Annotated in this window: 19 protein-coding genes; 12 read left to right on the forward strand and 7 right to left on the reverse strand. The window is 41.8% G+C overall.

Annotated features, from left to right (window positions below; genetic code table 11):
• Positions 1-67: 67 nt before the first annotated feature.
• Complete coding sequence (gene rne / locus ACMXYT_RS07455) at positions 68-2821, reverse strand: ribonuclease E (protein ID WP_415912108.1); 2754 nt, start codon at positions 2819-2821, stop codon at positions 68-70.
• A gap of 505 nt (positions 2822-3326) precedes the next feature.
• On the opposite strand from rne, the gene rluC reads away from it, so the two are divergent.
• The 12 genes from rluC (at position 3327) to ACMXYT_RS07515 (ending at position 16110) form a co-directional block, all read left to right on the forward strand.
• Entirely contained in the window at positions 3327-4295 is a 969-nt protein-coding gene (gene rluC, locus ACMXYT_RS07460; protein ID WP_415884841.1) for a 23S rRNA pseudouridine(955/2504/2580) synthase RluC, read from the forward strand.
• A 10-nt stretch (positions 4296-4305) separates the two neighbouring features.
• The gene (locus ACMXYT_RS07465; RefSeq protein ID WP_415900997.1) at positions 4306-5406 is read left to right on the forward strand and encodes a DNA-binding protein; all 1101 of its coding nucleotides are present in this window, start codon (positions 4306-4308) and stop codon (positions 5404-5406) included.
• A 111-nt stretch (positions 5407-5517) separates the two neighbouring features.
• Positions 5518-6492, forward strand: coding sequence for an HTH-type transcriptional regulator CysB (gene cysB / locus ACMXYT_RS07470; RefSeq protein ID WP_415912109.1), 975 nt, complete (start codon positions 5518-5520; stop codon positions 6490-6492).
• A gap of 149 nt (positions 6493-6641) precedes the next feature.
• Positions 6642-8669 carry an ATP-binding protein gene (locus ACMXYT_RS07475; protein ID WP_415912110.1) on the forward strand — a complete coding sequence of 676 codons (2028 nt, stop codon included), beginning with the start codon at positions 6642-6644 and terminating at the stop codon, positions 8667-8669.
• Positions 8662-10884 (forward strand): EAL domain-containing protein, encoded by a 2223-nt coding sequence (locus ACMXYT_RS07480; protein ID WP_415912111.1) that lies wholly within the window; start codon positions 8662-8664, stop codon positions 10882-10884. Before ACMXYT_RS07475 ends, ACMXYT_RS07480 begins: the two co-directional genes overlap by 8 nt.
• Before the next feature lie 12 nt (positions 10885-10896).
• Positions 10897-11487 (forward strand): hypothetical protein, encoded by a 591-nt coding sequence (locus ACMXYT_RS07485; protein WP_415912112.1) that lies wholly within the window; start codon positions 10897-10899, stop codon positions 11485-11487.
• Between the two features lie 400 nt (positions 11488-11887).
• Positions 11888-12352, forward strand: coding sequence for a hypothetical protein (locus ACMXYT_RS07490; RefSeq protein ID WP_415891345.1), 465 nt, complete (start codon positions 11888-11890; stop codon positions 12350-12352).
• A 23-nt stretch (positions 12353-12375) separates the two neighbouring features.
• Positions 12376-13782, forward strand: a complete 1407-nt coding sequence (locus ACMXYT_RS07495) for a hypothetical protein (RefSeq protein WP_415912113.1) — start codon at positions 12376-12378, stop codon at positions 13780-13782.
• A gap of 34 nt (positions 13783-13816) precedes the next feature.
• Positions 13817-14449 (forward strand): hypothetical protein, encoded by a 633-nt coding sequence (locus tag ACMXYT_RS07500; protein WP_415912114.1) that lies wholly within the window; start codon positions 13817-13819, stop codon positions 14447-14449.
• 64 nt (positions 14450-14513) lie between these two features.
• On the forward strand, positions 14514-14876 hold the full coding sequence (locus ACMXYT_RS07505) for a roadblock/LC7 domain-containing protein (RefSeq protein WP_415884832.1): 363 nt from the start codon (positions 14514-14516) through the stop codon (positions 14874-14876).
• 16 nt (positions 14877-14892) lie between these two features.
• Positions 14893-15354 (forward strand): PAS domain-containing protein, encoded by a 462-nt coding sequence (locus ACMXYT_RS07510; protein WP_415912115.1) that lies wholly within the window; start codon positions 14893-14895, stop codon positions 15352-15354.
• A 9-nt stretch (positions 15355-15363) separates the two neighbouring features.
• The gene (locus tag ACMXYT_RS07515; RefSeq protein WP_415912116.1) at positions 15364-16110 is read left to right on the forward strand and encodes a phosphate/phosphite/phosphonate ABC transporter substrate-binding protein; all 747 of its coding nucleotides are present in this window, start codon (positions 15364-15366) and stop codon (positions 16108-16110) included.
• A 33-nt stretch (positions 16111-16143) separates the two neighbouring features.
• Here ACMXYT_RS07515 and ACMXYT_RS07520 read toward each other — a convergent pair whose 3' ends face one another.
• From ACMXYT_RS07520 to ACMXYT_RS07545, 6 genes are all read right to left on the reverse strand, one after another.
• Positions 16144-16446, reverse strand: a complete 303-nt coding sequence (locus ACMXYT_RS07520) for an antibiotic biosynthesis monooxygenase family protein (protein ID WP_415901006.1) — start codon at positions 16444-16446, stop codon at positions 16144-16146.
• Positions 16447-16458: 12 nt separating this feature from the next.
• Positions 16459-19410 carry an EAL domain-containing protein gene (locus ACMXYT_RS07525; protein WP_415912117.1) on the reverse strand — a complete coding sequence of 984 codons (2952 nt, stop codon included), beginning with the start codon at positions 19408-19410 and terminating at the stop codon, positions 16459-16461.
• On the reverse strand, positions 19397-19867 hold the full coding sequence (locus ACMXYT_RS07530) for a hydrogenase maturation protease (protein ID WP_415884534.1): 471 nt from the start codon (positions 19865-19867) through the stop codon (positions 19397-19399). The genes ACMXYT_RS07525 and ACMXYT_RS07530 overlap by 14 nt, the downstream gene beginning before the upstream one ends.
• Positions 19867-21369 (reverse strand): nickel-dependent hydrogenase large subunit, encoded by a 1503-nt coding sequence (locus tag ACMXYT_RS07535; RefSeq protein ID WP_415912118.1) that lies wholly within the window; start codon positions 21367-21369, stop codon positions 19867-19869. The genes ACMXYT_RS07530 and ACMXYT_RS07535 overlap by 1 nt, the downstream gene beginning before the upstream one ends.
• An 11-nt stretch (positions 21370-21380) precedes the next feature.
• Positions 21381-22334 (reverse strand): NADH:ubiquinone oxidoreductase, encoded by a 954-nt coding sequence (locus tag ACMXYT_RS07540; RefSeq protein ID WP_415912119.1) that lies wholly within the window; start codon positions 22332-22334, stop codon positions 21381-21383.
• A 170-nt stretch (positions 22335-22504) separates the two neighbouring features.
• Positions 22505-24646, reverse strand: coding sequence for a Tex family protein (locus ACMXYT_RS07545; protein ID WP_415912120.1), 2142 nt, complete (start codon positions 24644-24646; stop codon positions 22505-22507).

Below are 24646 nucleotides of genomic sequence, written 5' to 3' on the forward strand. Positions count from 1 at the left end.
CTTGGTGGGTCTTTATATCAGGCAAAGAAAAAGGGGCTAAGTAGCCCCTTTATTATTTGTTTCTAAATTATTTCTCAGTTGACTCTGATTCTACGTTTTGGCGTTTGCGAACTTCACGAGGATCGTTTGGTGCGCGACGAGTACGACGTTTGCGAACAGGTCTTTCATTGGCTTCTGGCTCTGCAGTTTCAGTTGCTTCTGAAGTTTCAGTCGCTTCTGCAGTTTCAGTCGCCTCTGTAGTTTCAGTCGCCTCTGTAGTTTCAGTCGCCTCTGTAGTTTCAGTCGCCTCTGTAGTTTCAGTAGCTTCTGCAGTTTCAGTTGCTTCTGTAGTTTCAGTCGCCTCTGTAGTTTCAGTCGCCTCTGTAGTTTCAGTAGCTTCTGCAGTTTCAGTTGCTTCTGTAGTTTCAGTCGCCTCTGTAGTTTCAGTTGCTTCTGCAGTTTCAGTCGCTTCTGTAGTTTTAGTCGCTTCTGTAGTTTCAGTCGCCTCTGTAGTTTCAGTTGCTTCTGTAATTTCAGTCGCTTCTGCTGTTTCGGTAGCTTCTACAGTTTCAGTTGCTTCTGCAATTTCAGCTGGCGTTGTGTCAGCTGTTGCTTCAGGTGCTTTAGCTTCTGAGCTTTCGCTTACCGTATTTGAGGCTTTTGTATCTTCAATAGTAGCTTCAGCAGTTGGTGCTGTATCTTTAGTTTCAACTTCTGTTGCAACGTTATTAGTGCGTTTGGCCGAGCGTTCAGTGGTGCGACGACGACGGCCACGGCGACGTGGATTGCGTGGTGCTTCTTCTTGCTCTTCAGTATTCTGAGAATCTGTGTTGCTCAGATCCTGTTTGCTTTTAGATTCTGCCGGTTCGTTTTCGCCTTTGCGTTTACGGCGACGACGTTTTGGCTTATCTTCGTTTTGGTTTAGAGGCTGATCAGGCTCAGGTTGTACGGTAATGATCTCATCGTTCTGCTTAGGGGTGCGCTTACGATCATTGTCACGACGGCGACGCTTGCGGCTTGATTCGTTGCGATCATTACGCTTACGTTTAGGGCGTGAAGTGCTCTTTTCTTCGCTTGGCTGTTCTTTTTCTTCAGTGGTTTCGGAGCTACTGCCACCAAATAGGCTCTTGAACATGCCAACTACGCGGCTGCCTAAGGACTCATTGTTTTTAACTGGTGCTGGGGCAGGTGTTGCTGCTTTAGGTGCTTCTGTAGCTGCTTCAGGTGCAGGTGTTTTAGGAGCAACGCTGCGCACAGCTGCTTGTTCGCGAGGAGCGCTAGCCTGAGAGGTGGCTGCGGCTTCAAGTGACTCGGCTTCTTCTGGCTCTGGCTGCATTGTGTAGCTTGCATCATTTGTTGTCGCAACCGTGTGATCGTCACGTAACCGAACTACTTCGTAGTGCGGTGTTTCCATGTTCGGGTTTGGAACGATGACAACACGTACATCTTGGCGAAGTTCTATATCGTGAACAGCGTGACGTTTTTCGTTGAGTAGATATGTCGCTACAGTAACTGGCAAGATTGCACGAATCTGAGCTGTACGGTCTTTGCCAGATTCCTCCTCGATAAGACGAAGAATGGATAGTGCAAGAGACTCGGTGTCACGGATTGTGCCTTGGCCGTTACAGCGTGGGCATACAACGCCGCGTGTTTCTGCAAGAGAAGGGCGCAAGCGTTGACGAGACATCTCAAGTAGGCCGAAACGAGAGATTCGCCCCATTTGTACACGAGCGCGATCAAGTTTGAGCGCATCTCTCAGGCGATTTTCTACTTCACGTTGGTTCTTGATTGGTGTCATGTCGATGAAATCGATAACAACCAAGCCGCCGATATCACGCAGGCGTAATTGACGTGCGATTTCGTCAGCTGCTTCAAGGTTTGTGTGAAGTGCTGTTTCTTCAATATCGCCACCACGTGTCGCTCGCGCGGAGTTGATGTCGATCGAAACAAGTGCTTCTGTAGGATCAATTACGATTGAGCCGCCAGACGGAAGTGTTACTTCGCGTTGGAATGCAGTTTCAATCTGAGTCTCAATCTGGAAGCGATTGAACAATGGTGTTTGTTCGGAGTAATGCTTAATTTTGTTTTCGTAAGTAGGCATTACCTGCTTAACGAAGTTTTTAGCATCTTCGAAAACTTGTGGGTCGTCGATTAAAACTTCGCCGATATCTGAGCGTAGGTAATCTCGAACGGCACGGATTACTACGTTGCTTTCCTGATAGATTAGGAATGGAGCAGGCTTTTCTTCAGAGGCTTGCTTAATAGCAGTCCATAGTGTTTGAAGGTATTCAAAGTCCCACTGAAGCTCTTCGCTTGTGCGGCCAACGCCTGCTGTACGAACGATAATGCCCATCTGTTTAGGAACATTAACGCCGGAAAGTGCTTCTTTTAATTGTGTGCGTTCTTCGCCTTCGATGCGGCGGGAGATGCCGCCTGCACGAGGGTTATTTGGCATAAGCACAAGGTAGCGACCGGCAAGGCTAATGAAGGTGGTTAGTGCAGCACCTTTATTGCCGCGCTCTTCTTTATCAACCTGAACAATAACTTCAGTGCCTTCTTTCAGCACTTCTTTAATGTTTGGGCGTGAGCCACGAGTAGGTGGCTTGATAAAGTATTCGCGAGAAATTTCTTTAAGCGGAAGGAAGCCGTGGCGTTCAGCACCGTAATCTACGAACGCAGCTTCTAGGCTTGGCTCGATGCGGGTGATTTTGCCTTTATAAATATTGGCTTTTTTCTGTTCTCTTGAGCCGGATTCAATATCCAGGTCATATAGACGCTGGCCATCAACCAGCGCTACACGCAACTCTTCAGGTTGAGTTGCGTTGATAAGCATTCTTTTCATGACGTTCTCTTAATAGAACGCTTTTCGCCAAGCCAGAGTGCCCAGAGGGTACCCGTCTTTTGGACTCACATGCAGTATATAAGGCATTTACCCGATCAATTTTGGGTCGGGCGGCTGTAATAGCCAAGCCTGCAGCAATATAGTGCGCAGGGATTAAAGCCATCTAATCTGATGGTAATTTTTATTAATACGCAATCGGCGTATTAATCGTCCACGGTAGAGGAATCAGTAGCCTATTTATTCTTCTAGCTAATTGTTACTGCTTTGTAAAAGCAGGTTCCTGGCTAAAGTACGTCTCTACCTCCAACCGGTCATACTCGGCTGGGTGAAAAGCTTTTTAATTAAATTCTTTGTTGCTGACGGCATCTACAGTGTATTTAACTGTGATATTTGGTCTGTATTACGGCACCTGTGAAAAAAGATAAAGCCAACAGACTGCAGCAGCGCTAGAATATAGCAGCTATCAACTAGTGCATCAATTCGGTAATCGGTTTTCATATCAAATATGTCACAGCAAAACAGTCAAGAAGCAAGCAAGGTTCGTTTCGTAGAAATAACTGAAAATAATGATGGGCAGAGGATCGATAATTTTTTAATCACTGCTCTTAAAGGCGCACCTAAAAGCCTTGTTTACCGAATCCTTCGAAAAGGCGAGGTTAGAGTAAATAAAAAACGCGTAAAGCCGGAGTATCGTCTAAAGTTAAATGATTTGGTTCGAATCCCGCCCGTACGTTTAGCTGATAAAAAAGAGCCAGCTAAAGTTAGTGATCAGCTCAGTGAAAAATTAGAAGCGTCTATCCTTTACGAAGATAACGACATTATTGTCGTAAATAAGCCTTCTGGTATCGCTGTGCATGGAGGCAGTGGTATTAGTTTAGGTTTGATTGAGTCGTTTCGTCAGATGCGCCCTCAGTGCAAGTTTCTAGAATTAGTCCATCGCTTAGATCGCGATACATCAGGTTGTATCATGATGGCTAAAAAGCGTAGTGCACTGAAATTGATGCATGAATCTTTGCAGAAAAGCACTATCACTAAAATATATCACGCGTTAGTCATTGGCAGTTGGAATGAGCGAAAGCGCAAAATCGATGCGCCTTTACGTAAGAACGAGCTTAAATCTGGGGAACGTGTTGTCAAAGTTGCAGCAGACGGTAAGGCTTCGTTAACTGAATACAAAGTCCTTGAGCGTTTTGGTCGCCAAGCTACCTTGGTTGAGGCTAGACCGATTACTGGTCGTACACATCAAATCAGGGTTCACTGCCAATTTGCTGGCCATCCTATTGTCGGGGATGAAAAGTACACGCCAGATGAAGATAATGCTGCAATGCGAGAGCATGGATTTAAACGTCTGTTTCTTCATGCAGCAGAATTACGTTTCCCATTACCTTCTGGTGGGCGAAAGATAGTCAAAGCACCATTAGATATGCAGTTACAAAAAGCCGTAAAACGTTTTAAAAGTATTAATAGTAAGTAGGTTTCTCTGAATGAGTGATATGGAATTAAAAGATAAAACTTATGCGACTGCTGATCGATTATTAATGGCGGGTGTTCAGCCAACATTATCAGTTGTTGCAGAGTCTCTTGGTCACCAGCCAGCAGAGATTGAAGGGTATTTTGATAGTTGGTGGGAGTTGGTGCCAGAAAGGTTATCTGTTTCCGCATCGTCTATCGTTGTTCCGGACGTACCGGAAGTTTTGGGGCAAGCGTTTGCGCGTGTCTGGCAGCAGGCTGTTCAAGAGGCGAGTAGCAAGTTTATCGAAGAGAAGCATCGCCAAGAGGTTGGAATTGATGTTGTCCGTCGTGAAGCAGATGAATCTCTCCAAGCATCTCGTGGCCAACTTATAGAATTAGAAGACAAACTTCGTAATCAAATTAGCCGAAATGAAGAGATTCACTCTCAGATTAAAGGGCTTGAAGCTGAGATTGAAGTTTTGAAATCTAACTTGATGGCGGAAACATCTCAGCGTAAGCAAGAAGAGCAGGCAAAATCTAACGTTGAGCAAGAGCTTACGCATCTACGAAAAACTCACGATGATAGTAAACGTACATTTGATCAGCGTATTAAAGATGAGCAAAGGCATACGCTTGATGCGGTTAGCAAAGCCGATGCTGATGTCCGTTACTACCGAGGCGCATTAGAAAAGTTGCGTGATGAAGTAGGTAAAAAAGAATCGGCTTTAACTAAGTCTATTCATGATTTACAGGCTGAACTAGCGCGTAAAGATGTAAAACATGACACGCAGAAAACACAAATAAAAAGCCTCGAAGACGAACTCAAAAAGATCAAGCAAGATAGTACTGGCCAGAATAGAGATCTATCTAAAATTAATACTCAGCTTCTATCTGAAACCAATAAAAACAAGCGGTTAGAAAGTAAAATTAAAGAGCTTGATGAAGAGTTGAGAAAGGCTAGGCAGAAACAAGTGGCAATTGCTAATGAGCAATCACGCCGTGAATCTAGTGTCAGAAATCAATACAAAGATAAAGAAGAAGAGCTAGTAAGGGCGCTAGCTAAGATATCTAGTTTAGAGAAAAAAATTATAACTCAAGATGAAGAGATTAGGCGTTTAAATAGCCGCCTATAATTCCTTTATAACTTAGATGCATTAGGATAGATTTTATTCTAAACTGTTATATTAGAGTTGTTTTTTATTACTAAACGATTACATATCTACTGAGTTTATCTGGAGTGTTTGATGAAATTGCAGCAGCTGCGTTATATCTGGGAAGTTGCACGACATGACCTTAATGTCTCTGCCACAGCGCAAAGCCTATATACATCACAGCCAGGTATCAGTAAGCAAATCAGATTGCTCGAAGATGAGTTAGGGGTTGAGGTGTTTGCACGTAGTGGTAAGCACCTTACCCGTGTCACACCAGCAGGACAGGCGATTCTATCCGTTGCGGGTGAAATTCTTCAGAAAGTTGAAAGTATCAAACAGGTTGCTCAAGAGTTTAGTGATGAGCGTAAGGGTAGTTTGGATGTTGCAACTACCCATACTCAAGCCCGATATGCGCTTCCGCCGACTATCACTGGGTTTATGAAGGAGTATCCTGAAGTCTCCCTACATATGCATCAAGGTACACCGATGCAGATCTCTGAGATGGCTGCTGATGGTTCAGTTGATTTTGCGATTGCGACTGAAGCAATGGCGCATTTTAGTGATTTGATTATGATGCCTTGCTATCGTTGGAACCGTTCTGTGGTTGTTCCCAAGGACCATCCATTAACTCAAGTTTCTAAGTTAACGCTGACTGATTTGGCTGAACAGCCGATCGTGACATACGTGTTCGGATTTACAGGTCGGTCAAAATTAGATGATGCATTCATTAAAGAAGGGTTAGAGCCAAAAGTTGTTTTCACTGCTGTAGATTCTGATGTTATCAAAACTTATGTTCGTCTTGGCTTGGGTGTAGGCATTATTGCCTCAATGGCTTTTGATGAGCGTCAAGATAGTGATTTGGTCCGCTTGGATGCCAGTCATTTGTTTGAACCAAGCACTACCAAGATTGGTTTCAGAAAAGGTACATTCTTGCGTGGTTACATGTTCGATTTTATCCAGCGTTTTGCCCCACATTTAACGCCCGATGTTGTTAGGCAGGTGCAGGAATGTAGTAATAAAAATGAAATTGATGAATTGTTATCACACTATCAATTACCTGATCTTTAATTATTGATTGTTATATCAAATACTAAATAAAGCCTGCTTAGCAGGCTTTTTTCGTTTTTGGGATCTAATTGATTTAATTATTCGTATTAGTCTCTGCAGCATTCAAATACACATCCTATACTGAGAATACTTTTAAGTAGGGGGAGGCTATGAAGCGCAGTTCCATTCTTACTCGTATTAACATCAGTTTATTAGCTGTGTCAGTCGTTTTTGCTGTCTTTGTTGTTGTGCAGATTGTTGTTGGTCTCAAGGTGAGTGAGTCCAGTGAAGAGGTCACAACAAGGGATATGCCTGTCGCCCTCTATACCCAAGCAATGCAAGATGAATTAGGAGATATGAATTCTAATCTGCTTGAGTATGTGTTGGGTGAGTCTGAAGAGAAGCAAGAATATTTTGCTAATAAAGAAGAGTTTGACCAATATCGACAGGAAATACCCCCCATTAGTGATGCTTATAAGAAAATGATCACTGTAGATCGTTTAATTGCCACAGCTAATGAGAACGCAGAAAAAAGGGTCTTTAGTCGATTTGATCCAATTCTTGAAGAACAAGCTACTCGAAGTATTAACCGGCTTATCCGGGAGGTCGGTGGGCCGCTTGAAAATCTCCTCGATGATATGAAGGAGGAGGAAATAGCCGATGTTGGTTCCTCTAACGATTTAGATCAAATTATTAATGATGATCTGCCTGCTGTGCGATATTACCTAGAACTAGTTGATGAGGCTGGGGATATGCTTGCCGACTTAGATAGGTTTGTATTAGGGGATCAAAATGCTCGTAAGAGTTTCTTTGGTAACGCCCTTCAATTTGAATCCTTCCTTGCTAGCCTAAAGCCCTTAGAGAAAAAACCTCATGAATTAGTCCGCATAGCTGAAGTAGAGCGGTTGTTTAATGAGCTTAAAAGTGGTGGAGCCGAAGTTTTCGAAATCTATGCAGCTAGAAACAGAATTGATGCATTAGCGGCTATTGAAGATATAGAGCATAACGCATTTGGTGAGTTGGAAGAGCTTCTGGAAGGAATGTCCTCCCATGCTAGGCGCCGAGTTGAAAATAGTATGAATGATCTGGTTGACCTATCAAATAAGGTTAACTATCTCCTGATATTTACACTCGTTGGCGGTGTCGCACTTTTAGTCGCGATTGTAACCTACACGAAGCGGTCTATTTTTGCGCCTATGACAGCGATATCTGAATCCATTAATAAACTAAGAGGTGGTGAGAGGGATTTTGAGATCGCTGAAAGTAATCGTAATGATGAAATTGGCGATATTATCGATAGTTTGAGGCAGTTTCAGTCTGAGTTAACGGAGCTTGATGAACTTCGATTAGCTGATGAGAAGATGCAAGCCAATCTTAAGGGAGAGCGAGATAAACTTTCTAGTGCGCTTGAAAATCTTGAGCAGGCTCAGGATAAGCTCATTGCTAGTGAAAAACTGGCTTCATTGGGGGCCTTGGTAGCTGGTGTATCTCACGAAATTAACACACCAATTGGTGTGTCTGTCACAATGTCTAGCCATCTTAAAGAAAACATCGATGAGCTCCTACGCTCTATTAAGGCAGGTGAGCTTAAACAGTCCTTTTTGGATCAATTTGAGCGCGAAGCAGCAGAGTCTTTTTCTGTTATGGAGAGTTCCTTAGACAAAGCGAGCCATCTTATTCAAAACTTCAAGCAAGTGGCAACTGATCAGTCTAGTTCCAGCCGTCGAGAATTTGCTTTGAAGGAAGTTATTGATGAAGTGATGATGACAGTGCGCCATCAGTTAAAAGGAACAAGCTTCAAATATCGAGTTGAAGGAGATTCTGACTTGATGATGGATAGTTACCCTGGGCCGCTTGGGCAAGTCGTAACTAACCTCTTTAATAATTCTATCATGCATGGGTTTGATGGGCGTGAAGAAGGTGAAATCAATATTAGATTCACGCGCCTTAATGACAGCGTGAAAATTTACTTTATTGATAATGGTGCTGGAATAAATGAGTCGAAAATAAATCGTATTTTCGACCCCTTTTATACAACTAAATTAGGTCAGGGTGGTTCGGGTCTAGGCCTTAATATTGTGCATAACATTGTCACTAGTGTTTTAGGTGGATCTATTAACGTGACGAGCAAAGTGGGTACTGAGTTTGAAGTTGTGTTACCTCTGGTGGCTCCGAAACAGGATAAAGACAATGAGTGATGTGCTGTTAAATATCATAGATGATTCGAATGAACCTAAAATCGAGGATGACCGTGAGGCATGGAAAATAGCGATCATTGACGATGAAGATTCAGTGCATCAAGTTACAACGCTGGCTCTGTCTAGAACAGACATACTTGGTCATCCTTTAAGCTTTGTTCATGCCTACAGCGGCGAGGAGGGATATAAGTTAATAGAAGAACATGAAGATATAGCTGTGGTTTTACTCGATGTGGTGATGGAAAGTCCAGATGCAGGGCTGATTCTGGCTAAGCAGATCCGTGAAAAACTTCAACGCCATAATCTTCAAATTATTCTTCGTACAGGTCAGCCAGGTTATGCTCCCGAAAATGAAATTATCGAACGATACGAGATCAATGCTTACAAAACCAAAAATGAGCTAACAAAATCACGTTTATTTACCGCACTTGCTACTGCTATTCGTTCCTATCAGCATCTCTGTGCATTAGAAAATAGTAAACTCGGGTTGAGGTCTATTATCGATGCTTCCTCAGATTTATTAAAAGAGCGTTCAGTTAACGATTTTGCAAGAGGTGTTCTTCTGCAGATAAGTGCGCTTTTCAATATCGATGCAGACGGAATATTTTGTGTTTCACAAAGGCCTCACAATGGCCCTCTAGCTTTAAGGAAAGGACTAGAGGATGAATATTTCGTTGTAGCTGCTTCAAATAAATATGATCACTTCTTTGGTCGAAAACTTGAACAACTAAACACTGACGGCTTGAGCGAGCTGGTACGGGATGTTTTAGAGCATAAGCAGCATAGTATAGGTGAGCGATATACAGGGCTTTACCTTTCCACTCCATCCATGTGGGAAGGGGTTATCATGCTAGAAGGTGCAAGAGACCTTAAAAATGTTGATGAAGAGCTGTTGCAAGTATTCTGTATGAATGTGGGACTCGGGCTAGAAAATGCCAAATTCTTTTCCCATCTAAATAAGGCTGCTTATTTTGATTCCTTAACGGGTCTACATAGTCGTCTAGGATTAATTGAAAAATCAGTTTCGTTTGTAAGATCAAGTGGTGAGCGTTGCACCCTCTATCTAGCTGACCTCGATTATTTTCATAATATTATTGAGTCGTTAGGTTATGACTACGGTAACAAAGTACTTGCCGAGATGGGAGGAAGCCTTAAGAGGATTTATGGCGATAAGGTCTTGCTAGCACGTTTGCATACAGATGTTTTTGCCATATTAATTGTAGATACAGACCTTGATGCTAATGATGTAGCTAGAGAATGTGCAAAGCCACTCTTTGTTGATGGCAATTCAATTAGATTGGGAGTCACCGTCGGTAGTTCCAGTGAGCTTGCGGATAATTTCTCGCATGAGACCACCGAGCAGATGTTAAGACAAGCTGAAGTGGCTTTAAAGGTTGCGAAAGAAAACCGTCGGGGTGCGGGGCAGGAATTTGACCGTCAATATGAAGAAGTATCAAGAAATCATCTTAATCTTCTAAACGATATTCGTAACGCTCTAGTGAATCGTGAGTTTTTTTTGGTGTTGCAACCCAAAGTTAATGCCGTCACGGAAAAGGTAAATGGCTACGAAGCATTGATAAGGTGGCAGCATCCAGTCAAAGGCATCGTACCCCCAAATGCGTTCATCCCCGTTATTGAACAATCCGGTTTGTTCTTTGATATTGATCTTTATGTATTTGAAGAATCTTGTGCAATTCTAAAGCAGAATCCCCAGATCAATGTGCCGATATCGATTAATGTTTCAGCGAATTCACTACACCATAATGAGTTTATTAGTGAAATTGCAAGGCTAACAGAAGAGCTGAAGCCTGACCGCTCATTGTTGCAGTTAGAGATAACTGAAAATGCTCTGATTCGAAGTGATGCTGCAATCAAACACCTGAATGCCCTCAAATCTATAGGTTTCTCAATATGCTTAGATGACTTTGGCGCAGGTTTTTCATCACTTAGTTATCTATTAAGGCTGCCTCTTGATGTCATTAAAATTGATAGAAGCTTTGTTCAGTGTGTCGCAGATCAAAAGGATGCGCGTGTGGTATTGCAAGGCATGGTCGATATAGGGCGTAAATTGCGTAAAGAGCTGGTGGTAGAGGGCGTCGAAACTGAAGAGCAAGTTGAACTGATAAGAGCAATGCGTGTCTCAACCTTTCAGGGTTTCTATTTTTATAAGCCGCTTAGTATTGATGAGGCTGTAGCTGCACTTACTGAGCAATAAAGGGATTGCGTAATGCAGTTAGATCTTCAGTTGGGTGAAGCTATCCAAGGTTCTGTAGTACTCTCAGAACGAAACTTAATGCTGGTGTTCCAAGTAAATTGTCCTGGTTGTTTGTCTCGCGCTTTACCCATGTTGAGTAAAATTAGCGAAGCAAATGAACAATTGAACTGCTTTGCGCTTTCTACTGCTTTTGAAAACTTCAATTTGAACAATGCTAAAACGACCAAGGCCTTACTAGAGCAGGGCGCCCTGACGCTTCATTCTAAACGCTATTTCGCACAAATAGGTCAGCAAAAGTTACCTTACAAATTTGATCTGCCTGTAGTGATGGATTGGTTTATGCCTGCAGAATCGGCCGCTAAGCTATCAGGGTCGATCATAGATGTGTTTGATGAGGAGCGTTTGTCTGAGGCTGTTAAGCAAGCTATCAAGAATCATTTGTCTCAACGTCTTGTACCTATGAGTAAAATGGGTAGGACATTCCTGAATAATGATTTTCAAGGTACGCCTACATGGGTCTACTTCGATCAAGACTTGAATATTCTTGAAAGTTGGTTTGGTCATAAAGAAAACGAATGGGTACAAGCTTTGTTGGATAAATAAACGGTTTTATTAGATAAGTAATCAAAGCCTCGCTATTGCGGGGCTTTCTTATTATTAGTGACAGATTGATATCAATTACATTGGGTGTCCATTGCAACGATCTAGCAAAGACTATCTGTTAAACTTATTTCTATGTCTAAAAATTGAGCTATTCTTACTAGGTTGATATTAAAGAAAAAAATTAATCTGCCGTGAACATAGATAAGGTTGTACTTTTGACAAGGAAAACTGTTAATTAGTGCATTAATTTATTGATAAATTTGTATTCTTGCGTCGGTCGAGATATAAAACAAACACCTGTTTGGAATATTACCAATAACTAAAGAACCATCCTGAACAAGTTCATTTTTTGAAAAGGCTTATTCACTGGGTGTATCAATAATAAAAGCAGGAGCATTTTGTGAGTTCTTTAATTTGGGATGCGTTAGCTGACTGGGAATTGAATGCCGATTTTGATAGTCCTAATACAGGACGCATTCAAGCAGCTTTCGATGCGCAACATCCTAGGTACCTTATTTATCGTGGACATCAAGGCCGAAGAATTTTGTACCATTTCACTCGAATGGTTGCAGCAGAGCCGGATGAGCTACGCCTACATACAAAGCGTATCTATCTTTCGATAGCTTGTTACGACAGTGATGCGCTTGAAGGTGCTTTTGCCGATTTTTTGCTTGTTCTGGGTAAGAAAGGGCCAAAATTACGCCAACGTCTCTTTGAGCAGGCTCGAAAGGTTATGAAGCCAAAAGTTCGTAATGTTATTCAGCGAGCTATCGAAGAAGACGATCTATCAGCGCTGTCTGAACTTTCTACAGAGCATTCTGTTCTTATTAATGGAAGATTCCAGCCAGCTAGCCTGCATGGATGAGATAGGGTAGGTAGTAGAAGCTAATGAGCTTGAAGAAACGTGGTCAACTAAAAAATGTTCGCAAAATTGCATTGATTGGGTTTACTGGGCCCAACCAAGCAATGCTTGAATATTGTTTCTCTTCAGAAGTTGACTGTGAGCTCGTAACCGCTAGTGCTGCACAGATTCTTGTTGTTAATGGCGATCAGGGTGAAGAAGATAATCTACTCAGTAAATCTCTGATTAATAAATATGCGGCCGAATGTCGTGTAGTTATTAGTATTAGAGATATTGCTTGGGACGGTTTTACACTTCTCAAAAAACCACATACTGCCCAAGATCTTTTATCCATTGTCAGAGGTTTCGAAGTAACTTTTCCTGAAACCGAAATGGATATTGCTCAGCCTGTAAAAAAAGAGATTAATCCGGATGATCTCGATTTTTACCGAAGTCGGGATTATGCGCGTAAAAGACAAGGCGAAGCGCTTAAGCAAAAGCTAATTAAAGGCAAGCTAGTTGTTAGTGCATCAGATCGTTTAGTACAGCAGGTTGAAGCTGATGTTCGCGAACAAGAAGAGCAATTGAAGCGAGAGCTTGAAGCTGAAAAAGCCAAGCATGAAGCTATCTTAGCTAAGAAAAAGGCTAAAAAATTACTCCTTCTGAAGAAGAAAAAACTAGAAGAAGAGAAGCGTTTAAAAGAAGAGCAAAAGAAAAAGCTTGCTGCTCAAAAAGCTAAAAAGCTTAAACAGAAACTTCTCGATAATCAGAAGAAGAAAGAACAGTTAGCAAAACGTGCAGAAAAAGCAGAGAAACCGCTTCAAGATAACAGTGTTAAGCCTGCCCCTACTTTAACTAATGAGCAGATTTTACAGTGCTGCGGTAACGCAGCAGATGTTGATTTATCACGTTCAGATGAGCGTCGCAGTATCTTCTTTAACCCTGAAGGTTCCTTACTGGTTAAAATGACAGAAGCGGTTGACCTAGCTGTTAAACTCGATCAACCTGTCGAGATTACTGGGTTGCCGGGTCAGATGTTTGTTTTCCCTGATCAACGTTTATTTTATACAACCTTCAGTGATGATTTTTTAAATCAACTCGCCTTAACCCGATTTGGGTATGGAGAGTTGGAGATTGAACCAAAAGGTGATTTCAAGCTAGAAGATAAAACAAAACACCTAGCAGAGAATATTGAGTCACTTATTTGGAAAGTTGCCCTTTGGACATCTAGAGGGCGACTATTAAATGGAATGGACCCAGAGAAGTTAATGCAATTAACAGTGCAGCCTGATTTTGAAACATTTCAGGCCGTCCCTGATTGTTACGAAATTAGTGATGTATGGAGTGGTCATCAGATGACCGCACTGGATATTGTAAGAATATTGGATATACCGCAACGTGTTGTATTTACGTTTATGTGCGGTGCATATTCACTTGGATGGTTTCAGGAATGATGCGGTGGGTTAGGAAAGGTATCGGAGTTATTTTGTGACAAATGCTACTATCCAAAATCAATTTATTCAGATCTGTCCGGCAGGGGCTTTCTACGCGACTGTAGGCTCTGAACCGGATGACGCCAGAGCCTTATTGCTCCAGCTTCTTAGTTCTGATGTCTCTTTACCATTCAGTCATGAATTGGTTATGGAATTGACAGATCTTGATGAAGGCGAAGCTAAAGAACTGTTCGATAAACTTATGGACAAGAATTTTATTCAATTGAGTAAAAGGCCATCCAGAATGATCAGCGATTCTATTGAGCAAATATTACCTGAGTTGCTGTCTGGGTTATCAAGCACAGGTAAGGTTGCTTTGGCTGATAACCATGGATTTTGTCTTGGATCTACAGGTTATGAAGCAGATCATGCAGAGGCGCTTTGCGCGTTGGCTGCAGATTTAAGTTCTTTACACGAGCGTCACAGTTTACTACTAAACCGAGATCTTTCATTTATGGGTGAGTCTTGGGGGATGTTAGATCCAGTTGGTTTGAGTCAAGTGGGTTTTTGGGTGATTCACCTTGGTCATCAACGTTTTGTGCTGGTTATTGATCAGATGCCACGTTTAAACCAAGGAAATTATGTAGATTTATTAAGCGTTTTAGCAAGGCGTTATCTTGATTATTGATATCCATCAATGATCCATTTTCAGATAACTGTATTTTAATGCCTTACATTAAAGGAGTAATTTTATGCGCTCAGAAATGTTGACCTCAATCTTGAGTGACTTAAATGGGACTTCAGCAGAGATTGAAGCTTCCGCTGTTATCTCAACTGATGGTCTGATGATCGCAGCTCTTCTTCCAGCTGGTTTGGATGAAGACCGAGTTGGGGCCATGAGTGCTGCTATGCTTTCACTTGGTGAGAGAACAGCAAATGAATTAGCACGTGGGGATCTAGAGCAGGTTCTTGTTAAGGGCGATTCGGGTTATATATTGATGACTCATGCGAATCATGAGTCAGTATTAACTGTAGTGGCAAAACCAAACGCCCGTTTAGGTTTGATTTTTCTTGATGTGAAACGTGCAGCAGAAGCCATTGGGAAAATTCTATAAATTTTTAGGTTAATTGATGCCAGAACCGCAGACTGAAAGCGTTCAAGAAGTTGTCATCAAATATTTTGGCGGTGAAACTCGCACCGCTCAAATACTCGATAAAGAAGAGCCTTACCCAGAAGGTAAGCTCATTGTTTCTCGTACGGATACGAAAGGAGTTATTACCCATGCTAATCAGGCATTTGTTGAAATGTCTGGTTATTCTCAGGAAGAGTTAATTGGGCAAAATCACAACATTTTGAGACACCCAGATATGCCTGCAGCAGCGTTTGCAGATTTGTGGGATACGCTTAAGACCGGTAAAAAGTGGCATGGATACGTAAAGAATTTACGTAAAGATGGCAGTTACTATTGGGTTAAAGCGACTGTCATTCCAAATGTCCGTAATGGTTCTGTCGTTGGTTACACTTCTGTAAGGCGAAAGCCTTCCCTTCGAAAAATAGCAGAAAGCGAAGCCTTGTATTTAACGATGAAGTAGGGTGATTCCTTGAAGCTTAATTTAACAGTGAGTCCGGACTTTTCTCCGGATCATATCTCCGGTTGGTTTATTTTTAATACTTGGTTACAACGGCAATTAGACCGACCGGTTCATTTAGAGCTTTACGATAGTTTTGAAGCGCAAAGAAAAGATATTCAAGATGGTAAGTATGATCTTGTTTACGCAAATCCATTTGACGCTTCAATGCTTGTTCGAGAATTGGGATTTAGAGCGGTTGTACGCCCCATTTCCAAATCTGATGAAACGATCATCGCAAGCAATATAGATGCCCAATATAATTGTGTAGAAGATCTAAAGCCAAATAGCCGCCTGGTTGCTACCAGTGATCCTGATGTAAACCGGATTGGTATGATTATGTTGGAGCCTGCAGATTTAGATGGCTCTAATACCGAACTGAGTACGGTTGATACTTATGTGATTGTTGCTAAGCGCCTGATTAATAATGAGGCTGATGCTGGATTCTTTTTAAAGGATGCCTACGACGATCTATCCGAACTGATTCGTAAACAGATGAAGGTATTGGTGGCGAGTGAAATCAGTGACGTTCATCATGCCTTATTGGTTTCCCCGGAGTTAGAACCTTTGATTCCACAATTCCAAGAGTTTCTGATCAGTATGCGAAATGACCCCAAAGGGCTAGGTGTACTGCAAAGTATGGATCTAGAAGGTTGGGAGGTCATGACGGAAGAGCAAACTGAGTTCATGATCGATCTTATAGATACATTGATAGATTAAAAAAAGCGGCTTATTCAGCCGCTTTTTTATTTCTTAAAAGGCTTTGGTGAAACCCTCAAATTGAGGTGGCCCTAAATAGATACCTTGTGCAGGTTTTGCGTTGGCATGTGCTTTTCTAAACGCTTCAGATTTCGTCCATTGTTTGAAAGCTTCTTCCGATTCCCAGATGCTGTGAGAGATGAAAATAGTGGATTCTTCAGAGCTAGGGCCTTGTAACAAATCAAAGCTTTTAAAGCCTGGCACTTCATCTAGATATGTATCTCGGTTTTTCCAAATTTCAATAAAATCATTTTCTTTACCCGGAATGATTTTAAAGCGGTTCATAGCAATAAACATATATGCGTAGCCCTATTTCTTGTTATTCAAAAAATGAATAAATTGATCTGGTGTAATCGGTTTAGAAATATAATACCCCTGTACTTCATGACAGCCTAGGTCTTGCAGTAAACAGAGTTGTTCCTTTTCTTCTACACCTTCAGCAATCACTATTTTACCCATAATATTGCCCAGATGTATGATCGATTCAATGATGGCTTTGGACTGGCTAGAAAATTGGATGTCATTAACAAAGCTTCTATCAATTTTGATTCGATCAACAGGTAATGAGGCAAGGTAAGATAGTGAAGAATAACCTGTACCGAAGTCATCTAGTGCGATACTAACTCCTGTGTTCTTTATAGCCTCTAATTGAACTTGTGACAGTTCAGGATCGGACATGGCTGCTGTTTCTGTAATCTCAAGTTCTAGCTTGTGAGCGGGGACTTGATGAGTGTTGAGTGCAGTTTCTATATCCAGTATTAAATTGGCATCGAGTAGCTGAATCGTTGATAGGTTAACGGCAATTTTAGGTACACTTATATTGCTTTGAGACCATGCAGCGATATGTTTTAGCGTGTTATCTAATACCCAGCTTCCTAGTTTGATTATTAGACCGCTTCTTTCAGCAATCGGTATAAATTCAGCGGGAGATATGTTCCCAAGCTCTTTACTGTGCCATCGTAATAAAGCTTCTGCACCGACAACTAAGCCTGTTTGAATATCAATTTTGGGTTGAAATAAAAGACTAAGTTCATCGTATTCAATTGCATGATGAAGATGCGTTTCGATGGTACGTTTATATTGAATGCTTTTTTGCAGGTCTAAATCGAAGAAATGGTAATGGCTCCCCGATACCCCTTTGGCCTCATACATTGCCATATCTGCATTTTGTAACAGAATACCCGTGTTTAAACCGTCAGTAGGTAAGACAGTGATTCCAATACTAATACCAATATGTAATAGATGATCATCAACTTTAAATGGGCGGGTGATTGAAGAGATTATCTCTTCGGCTAGAATTTTGGGGTCATCGAGGCAAGCAATGTCATTCTGTACAATAGCGAATTCGTCACCACCAAGCCTTGCTACCAAATCAGTTGGTTTTGAGCATTGCTGCAATCGTCTAGCGACAAGCTTCAGAAGGATATCGCCACTCAAATGACCCAATGTATCATTCACGTCTTTAAAATTATCTAGATCCATAAAGAGAACTGCAGACGCTTTATGATTATCTCTCGCATCAACGATGGAGCTCTCAAGTTTATGTAGCAATATAGACCTGTTGGGTAGATTAGTTAGGAGGTCATGTTCAGCTTGATATCTTAAGCGTTTCTCAGCTCTTTTCTGTTTGGTAATGTCTGCTTTTAATGATAAATAATGACTAATCACACCGTTATTATCAAAGATTGGCGTTACAGACATTGACTGCCAAAATTTTTCACCTGATTTTTTTCTATTGAGTATTTCGCCTTTCCATCTATTTGAGGCTTTGATAGTTGACCAAAGCTCTTTGTAAAATTCATCTGGCATTTCGCCAGATTGAACAATGCTGCTTTTTTTACCGATTGCTTCTTCTGCGCTATAGCCTGTATTTTCTGTAAACATAGGGTTTACATAAACAATAGTGCCTTCAGTATCTGTAATAACGACTTCACTAGAACTTTGTTCGACGGTTGTTGAGAGGAGGCGAATGTGTTCTTCGTTTTTCCTGCTCTGAGTTATGTCACGAGTCGTAACTACAAAGCCTCCAGTCGGCGTTGGAGCAGATTCACATTCAATTATTCTTCCGTCTTTAAATGTCTGAACCCATTGGTATTTATCTGAGATCAATTTCTGGCAAGGCGGTATTTGTTGCGGGTCTAAGATCTCTTGGTTGTTGCTAAATAAAACTTCATAGCCCGGTATTTGCGCTAGTATGTCGGGATCTACATTAATGTTGGTTGTGAATGAATTATTAAAGGTTTGTAGATCGCCTATGCCGCTAAACATAGCCACACCCTGACTGATTGTGGATAAGGTGCTCTGAAGTAGCTGTAGGTGTTTCTCAATGTCTGCTTGGCGCTTCTGTTTTTCTTTAGCTTTTACTACGGATATGTCTGTAGCGGAAAGAATGAGTCCTTCCTCTTTACCCGCTCGTCCGTAGATCAAAGTGCCTTTTAGAAGAAAGTATTTTTGGCTGACTTCTTTATGACGTCCTGTTGGATCTCTAAAGCGAATCTCTTGCTCAAATCCATTGTTACTATATACCGCTCGGTATAAATAGGGCCTTTGGTCCCAGTTGCTTGCAGGAAATCTTTCAATGATTTCAGTTAGGGTCTCGTCACGAAGGAAATTATCCGGAGAGCTTCCAATTAGCTCTTCTGCTTTTATATTTAAAATAGATTCTGCATAAGGATTAACACGGGTAATTCGTCCCTGGTTGTCGGTGACAACCAAGAACTCTTCCATTGTATTAGTAATGCTATCAATGAGTTGATTTACGGAAAGAAGGTGACGATTGTTTTCCTCTAACTCGACCTTTTTATGCTCAACTTCACTCAGCATTGAGTCCATAGATTCAAGGTTTGATAGTACCTTCTTCTGCAATGCCGAGTTGACTGTTTTTAATGCCTCTAATTCAGTTTGTTGATCTACATCTTGCTCGCATGTTTCTACTGTTTGGGTTTCAATTAGAGAGCTGTTGGCTGTAATAAAAAAATTACCTTGCCGTTCGACAGTAAAAACACCTGGGTTGGATTTAAGATCAGTGGCTAAACCATGTTTAGGGCAAATTACCTTACCATTGTGATCCACTTTAGCTCTAAGAAGCGAAACATGAGCGTGTTGGCAATAGAGAGGTAGGGCATATAGCTGTTTTTTATGCTCAACTATTAATAGTCGATTTTTTCTGTTTTCAGGATGAGCTACCCAGCGCATATAGCCTTGAATACTTACTTCTCGCTCAATAACTAAGCGGGTAATTGCTTTATCAGGAGTAAACATAGTGTGGCTCCTGATTCACGCGGGTTAAAATCTGATTGCAGGCCTCTGAGACGCAGTTCTCAATAATAGGAGAAAGTTTCTCAGAAAAGCTTGAGACTTGGTGGATTGTTACCGTCAAAATCTCAATCACAAGTTCTTGTGAGTCAAACAAAATGTCGCAATGCTTAATAAGCTCTTCTAAGCCTCCATCGTGAAGGTTTCTGGCATAGCTTGTCTGGAACTCGTCTTTAGAGAACCACTGTAGTGTACCCGCATTGTTGCTGTCGGATTGGTAGGCGTCGACCAATATTAATCGCGATGTGTCTTTGATCAAACGAGTAGCGGTCAGACTATTAGTAGCGCAATAGTAAAGATCTACTTTTGACGGCAAATCGGTTTGGTTGAGAGTGTTATAGACTGCATAACCAAAGCCATCATCCCCATGCCATTCATTTCCAAAGCATAAAATCACCGTCATTAAATCACTCCATAACGGTGTTTCTTGTTACTGCCTAGTAGATGTACGGTACATACTAAACAAGGATCATGAGAGCGGACCACGTGACCAACAGATAAAGGATCATCTATATCTGGAATATCTATACCAATTAGGCTGCTTTCGATGTGACCAGGTTGTTGATTTTGATCTCTAGGTGATGCGTTCCAAGCAGTGGGTGTGATTACTTGGTAGCCAATGATGCTGCCATTTTCTACCTTCATCCAATGACCGAGACTTCCTCGCGCGGCTTCAATCATGCCTATACCTTCACCATCCAAGAGGGGTTGGTGAACCATAGTTGGTTCAGAGATATTAGCTAACAGGCCTTGAAGCTGTTCTTTTAACAGAGTGATTGAGCTAACTTGGCGTTGTATTCGTGCAAATTGCCTTAGAAGAGTATTGCCACCTTGCTTCTTTAACATATCAAGAAGAAGAGGGTCTTTATCTAAAATAAGCTGCGCTAAAGGACCTGTTTGGACGACTTGGTCGTTATAGCGAGGGGCTTTAGCCCAGCTATAACGCTTGCTGTCAGGATCGTATTTTGGTTGAGTTAGACCATCATGAGGATGACGTGGTGCAGCTTGGTCATCATGGTACCAGCTGTAACTGATGTCCTCAGTAATCTGTTCTTGATCTAAAGGCTCAAAACTTTGGGTTGTAGCATCGTAGATTCCACGATTGCGTAATGTATCTTCTGGATTATCTGGATCGATAAGGGAGCCATAACTCATCAATAATTTACAGCCCCCGCCAATTTGATTTAACGCGATATTTTTACCGAATTGATAGAAAAGACTCCCAGCGCCTTTACCTGTTTCGGTGAGTTCATTAAGTTTTTCTAAGCTATCAATTTGATTCCAAAGGTCGATGGATACTCCAAGTACTTTCGTTTCTAACCAATTGATATAGTTGTCGACAACACTTAATGCACTAATAACTTTATTGGTATCAGGGAGGGAAGTGACTCCTCCAGGGACCATATATGAAGAGTGAGGCCACTGCCCACCAAATATAGCGACGATTTCAATTATATCGCGACTAAATCGGACAGCATCTTGATAAATGCTCCCAGTCATATCCTCAAACTGTTTTTTTATCTCATCGTAAAGCTTGAGTTTGGAGTAGTTAGGATGGCAAAGATCAGGGGTAAACATCAGAAATGTTTGCCTGCAATCAGACTGAATCTCTTCAGCTAACAAACATATATTCCTTACTCTGATGGCATTAGGCGGTGGCGTGATATGAGACATGGATTCTAATGCAAGTACACTCGCATATAGATGCGCAGTGCTACAAATGCCGCAAATTCTTGGGGTGATCGCCAGTGAATCCATGGCTGCTCGGCCAATGAGTATCTGCTCGAAACCCCGATACATTGTGCCGATACACCAAGCATTAGTGACGACCCCTTGATCCACTTCAAGTTCTAGCTCAAGGTCACCTTCTACTCGGTTTAGCTGTACTTTTACTCTTCTGCTCATAACCGTACTACTTAAGGTTTCATTTTACGTTCAATGATTCTGATTGGAGCCGCATCATTTGCGAGGCCTTTATATGCCATATACCGTGGTCGGCTGACGCCTAATGGTAGTGCTACTGGGATATCACCGACTTTTTCCGTTTTGAATAAGGGAGCATCTCTTGGGAAATCTGGCGAAACACAGCCTAAACAGGGTACGCCTTCACGGGTTTTACTACTGCGGTTATTCCAAAGCTCAGTATTACAAGTTGCTGTTGTATATGGGCCTTGGCAGCCTAAGTTATAGAACAAACAACCCGCTTCTCCGAATTGCTCCTCTTCGATATCGTATTCATGGTATTCATTCCTAGTACACCCTTGATGGACCATCGTGCTGTAAAAGGCTTCCGGTTGGTTAAAGTTATTAAGAGGAAGAGCATAGCCTTTGATGATAGCAATAAGGGTTTGAATGATTGTGTTCGGATGAGTAGGGCAGCCAGAAATATTGATGACGGGCAGACCGCTTTTACTTCTGAATGAATCAGGTAATAAGCCGCCAGAACTACCTTGGCTTGATTGCATACCCGTGCACTCAGTGGGATTAGGCGGTGCCGCTGGAACTCCTCCATAGGCTGCACATGTGCCTACTGCTACAACATAATCCGCTTTTTCTGCTAATTCCTTAATGACAAAAGCTTTGGGGCGATCGTTAAAGGTATCAAACATACCGCTGCCGTTTGGGCCAAGGGCTAAACTACCCTCAATGCATAAAATATTTAGCGGTTTTTTATCTGCAAGAATCAGATCAATGTCAGCAATAAGCTCGCGCATGGGCCGTGTAGAAAGGGAAGGCTGCCAAAGGACATCCAATTGATATTGCTGCACGAATTCAGGCCATGAAGGTTTGTCAGCACAAAGAAGCGACATCGTATCGCCACTGCATGCACCAGCCTGCATCCATAGTAAGTTAGTTGTTTTTGTAACCATGGAATCTACTTCAATCAAGCTATGTGGTTACAGTCTAGTATTAGTTATAGCTTATGTCTCCTCTTAGTTATTGATTTTGAACAATAAAGATAGTTTTTTAATGAATGAATTTTAATTAAATAAATGCAGAGAAATGAATAATTCTCATTAATACTAAAATGAGAATTATTCTATTGTTCAGTACGCATTGAAAGGGATATTCGCTGCCGCTTGGGATCGACTTCAAGTACTTTAACGCTGACAATTTGACCTGGTTTAACGACATCATGCGGGTCTTTTACAAAACGGTTAGCCAATTGTGAGATATGCACCAAACCATCTTGGTGAACGCCAACATCGACAAAAGCACCAAAATTAGTCACATTTGTAACTGTACCTTCCAGTACCATGCCTTCAATAAGATCACTAACGCTTTCAATACCGTCTTGTAATGTAGCTGTTTTGAAGTCTGGACGCGGGTCTCTGGCCGGTTTTTCGAGCTCTTTGATGATGTCCTTGATGGTATAAAGGCCAAAGGTAGAATCGGTGTAATCTTGCGGGTTAAGTGATTGTAAGAAGTCACTATCCCCGATAATTGAACCTAAACTACGTTGGTTCTCTTGAGCTATGCGTTGCGCGGCGCTGTAAGCTTCAGGGTGAACACAGGAGTTATCTAAAACCTGTTTGCCATTCTGTATACGTAAAAAGGCAGCGGCTTGCTCATAGGCTTTGGGGCCAAGCCTAGCGACTTTTTTAAGCTGAGTTCGGCTTGTGAAAGCGCCGTTATGATCACGATAAGCAACGATGTTGTTAGCTAGTGTTGTGTTCAATCCAGAAATGCGGCTTAAAATTGCAGGTGAAGCACTATTTAGATCTACGCCAACTGCATTCACACAATCTTCAATCACAGCTTCAAGTGCTTGATTAAGCTCGGATTGATTTACATCGTGTTGATATTGACCAACACCAATCGCTTTGGGCTCAATTTTTACCAGCTCAGCTAGAGGATCTTGCAAGCGACGCGCTATCGACACCGCACCCCGAATCGATACGTCTAGGTCAGGGAACTCCTTAGTAGCAAGTTCAGATGCCGAGTAAACTGATGCACCAGCTTCACTCACAATAAGCTTTTGAGCATTAATTGAGTCGTGTTGCTTGAGCATCTCCGCAACGAGTTTATCGGTTTCTCGCGAGCCAGTACCGTTGCCAATACTAATCAGCTCAACATTGTGTTTCTTACTGAGCTTAAAAAGCTTATCAATGGCTTGGTCCCACTGATTTTTTGGTGGGTGGGGGTAAATCGTCGTGTGTTCTAACAAACGACCCGTTGGATCAATAACGGCAACTTTAACCCCAGTCCTAAGACCTGGGTCGAGCCCTAAGCTGGTTTTAGCACCTGCAGGTGCTGCAAGCAGAAGGTCGTGCAGATTCCGGCTAAATACTTTAATTGCCTCAGTTTCAGCGGTATCTTTTTGTTTTGCTATCAGATCTTTAGTAATTTTGGATTTGATACGACTTTGCCAAGCAGTGTGTACCGCTTGAGTGAGCCATTTCCCTGAAGGTCCGTAGTGTGGAAGACGTGACATCTTGGATAGGAAAACTTTATAACGGTCTTCATCAAAATCTAAAGCTGATTTCAGTATGCCTTCATTGATGCCGCGCAAAATCGCTAGCATGCGATGTGAAGGAACGGATTTGATCGCTTCACTATGAGCGAAGTAATCACGGAATTTTGAACCTTCGCTTTCTTTACCTTTGCTAACGGATACCTTTAGTTTGGCTTCATTCCACACACGTAGTTTTAGTTCGGCCTGTAACTTAAGATCTGTTAGCAGACGGTCAGTTAATACGGATTGAGCACCTTCTAAACAATCATCCTTTGAGCTGAAACCTTTATCAGAACAGATAAATTCTTTAGCTAAAGCGTATGGTTGTTGATCTGGCTTTTGAATGATTTGATCGAGTAATTTATCTAGACCAGCATCAATAGCGATTTGAGCTTTGGTTTTTCTTTTACTCTTGAATGGTTGATAGAGCTCTTCTAGCTCAGTTTTACCACTTATCTGGTTGATCTGCTGGTGGAGCGCTGGTGTTAATACGCCATCTTGTTGGAGCTTTTCTATGATCGTTTGTTTACGAGCCGCTAAAGCACGAAGATAATCTAAACGAGCTTCTAGTTGTCTTAACTGGGCATCGTCCAGTGCACCGGTAGCTTCCTTTCTATAACGTGCAATAAATGGGACGGTTGAACCGCCATCCAATAACTCGATTGCTGCTTTAACTTGCTGTGCTTTGACGCCTAGCTCTGTTGCGATCTGATTTGTAAGCTCCAT

Origin of the sequence: Neptuniibacter sp. QD37_11 (genome assembly GCF_047778105.1) — a bacterium.
Taxonomy (GTDB): domain Bacteria; phylum Pseudomonadota; class Gammaproteobacteria; order Pseudomonadales; family Balneatricaceae; genus Neptuniibacter.

Excerpts from the sequence above, each read along its gene's own strand:
- ACMXYT_RS07495 (WP_415912113.1), top strand. The coding sequence starts at position 12,376 with ATGAGCTTGAAGAAACGTGGTCAACTAAAAAATGTTCGCAAAATTGCA.
- ACMXYT_RS07520 (WP_415901006.1), bottom strand. The coding sequence starts at position 16,446 with ATGTTTATTGCTATGAACCGCTTTAAAATCATTCCGGGTAAAGAAAAT.
- cysB (WP_415912109.1), top strand. The coding sequence starts at position 5,518 with ATGAAATTGCAGCAGCTGCGTTATATCTGGGAAGTTGCACGACATGAC.
- ACMXYT_RS07485 (WP_415912112.1), top strand. The coding sequence starts at position 10,897 with ATGCAGTTAGATCTTCAGTTGGGTGAAGCTATCCAAGGTTCTGTAGTA.
- rluC (WP_415884841.1), top strand. The coding sequence starts at position 3,327 with ATGTCACAGCAAAACAGTCAAGAAGCAAGCAAGGTTCGTTTCGTAGAA.
- ACMXYT_RS07480 (WP_415912111.1), top strand. The coding sequence starts at position 8,662 with ATGAGTGATGTGCTGTTAAATATCATAGATGATTCGAATGAACCTAAA.
- ACMXYT_RS07525 (WP_415912117.1), bottom strand. The coding sequence starts at position 19,410 with ATGTTTACTCCTGATAAAGCAATTACCCGCTTAGTTATTGAGCGAGAA.
- ACMXYT_RS07540 (WP_415912119.1), bottom strand. The coding sequence starts at position 22,334 with ATGGTTACAAAAACAACTAACTTACTATGGATGCAGGCTGGTGCATGC.
- ACMXYT_RS07465 (WP_415900997.1), top strand. The coding sequence starts at position 4,306 with ATGAGTGATATGGAATTAAAAGATAAAACTTATGCGACTGCTGATCGA.
- ACMXYT_RS07545 (WP_415912120.1), bottom strand. The coding sequence starts at position 24,646 with ATGGAGCTTACAAATCAGATCGCAACAGAGCTAGGCGTCAAAGCACAG.
- rne (WP_415912108.1), bottom strand. The coding sequence starts at position 2,821 with ATGAAAAGAATGCTTATCAACGCAACTCAACCTGAAGAGTTGCGTGTA.
- ACMXYT_RS07510 (WP_415912115.1), top strand. The coding sequence starts at position 14,893 with ATGCCAGAACCGCAGACTGAAAGCGTTCAAGAAGTTGTCATCAAATAT.
- ACMXYT_RS07535 (WP_415912118.1), bottom strand. The coding sequence starts at position 21,369 with ATGAGCAGAAGAGTAAAAGTACAGCTAAACCGAGTAGAAGGTGACCTT.
- ACMXYT_RS07505 (WP_415884832.1), top strand. The coding sequence starts at position 14,514 with ATGCGCTCAGAAATGTTGACCTCAATCTTGAGTGACTTAAATGGGACT.
- ACMXYT_RS07475 (WP_415912110.1), top strand. The coding sequence starts at position 6,642 with ATGAAGCGCAGTTCCATTCTTACTCGTATTAACATCAGTTTATTAGCT.
- ACMXYT_RS07530 (WP_415884534.1), bottom strand. The coding sequence starts at position 19,867 with ATGACGGTGATTTTATGCTTTGGAAATGAATGGCATGGGGATGATGGC.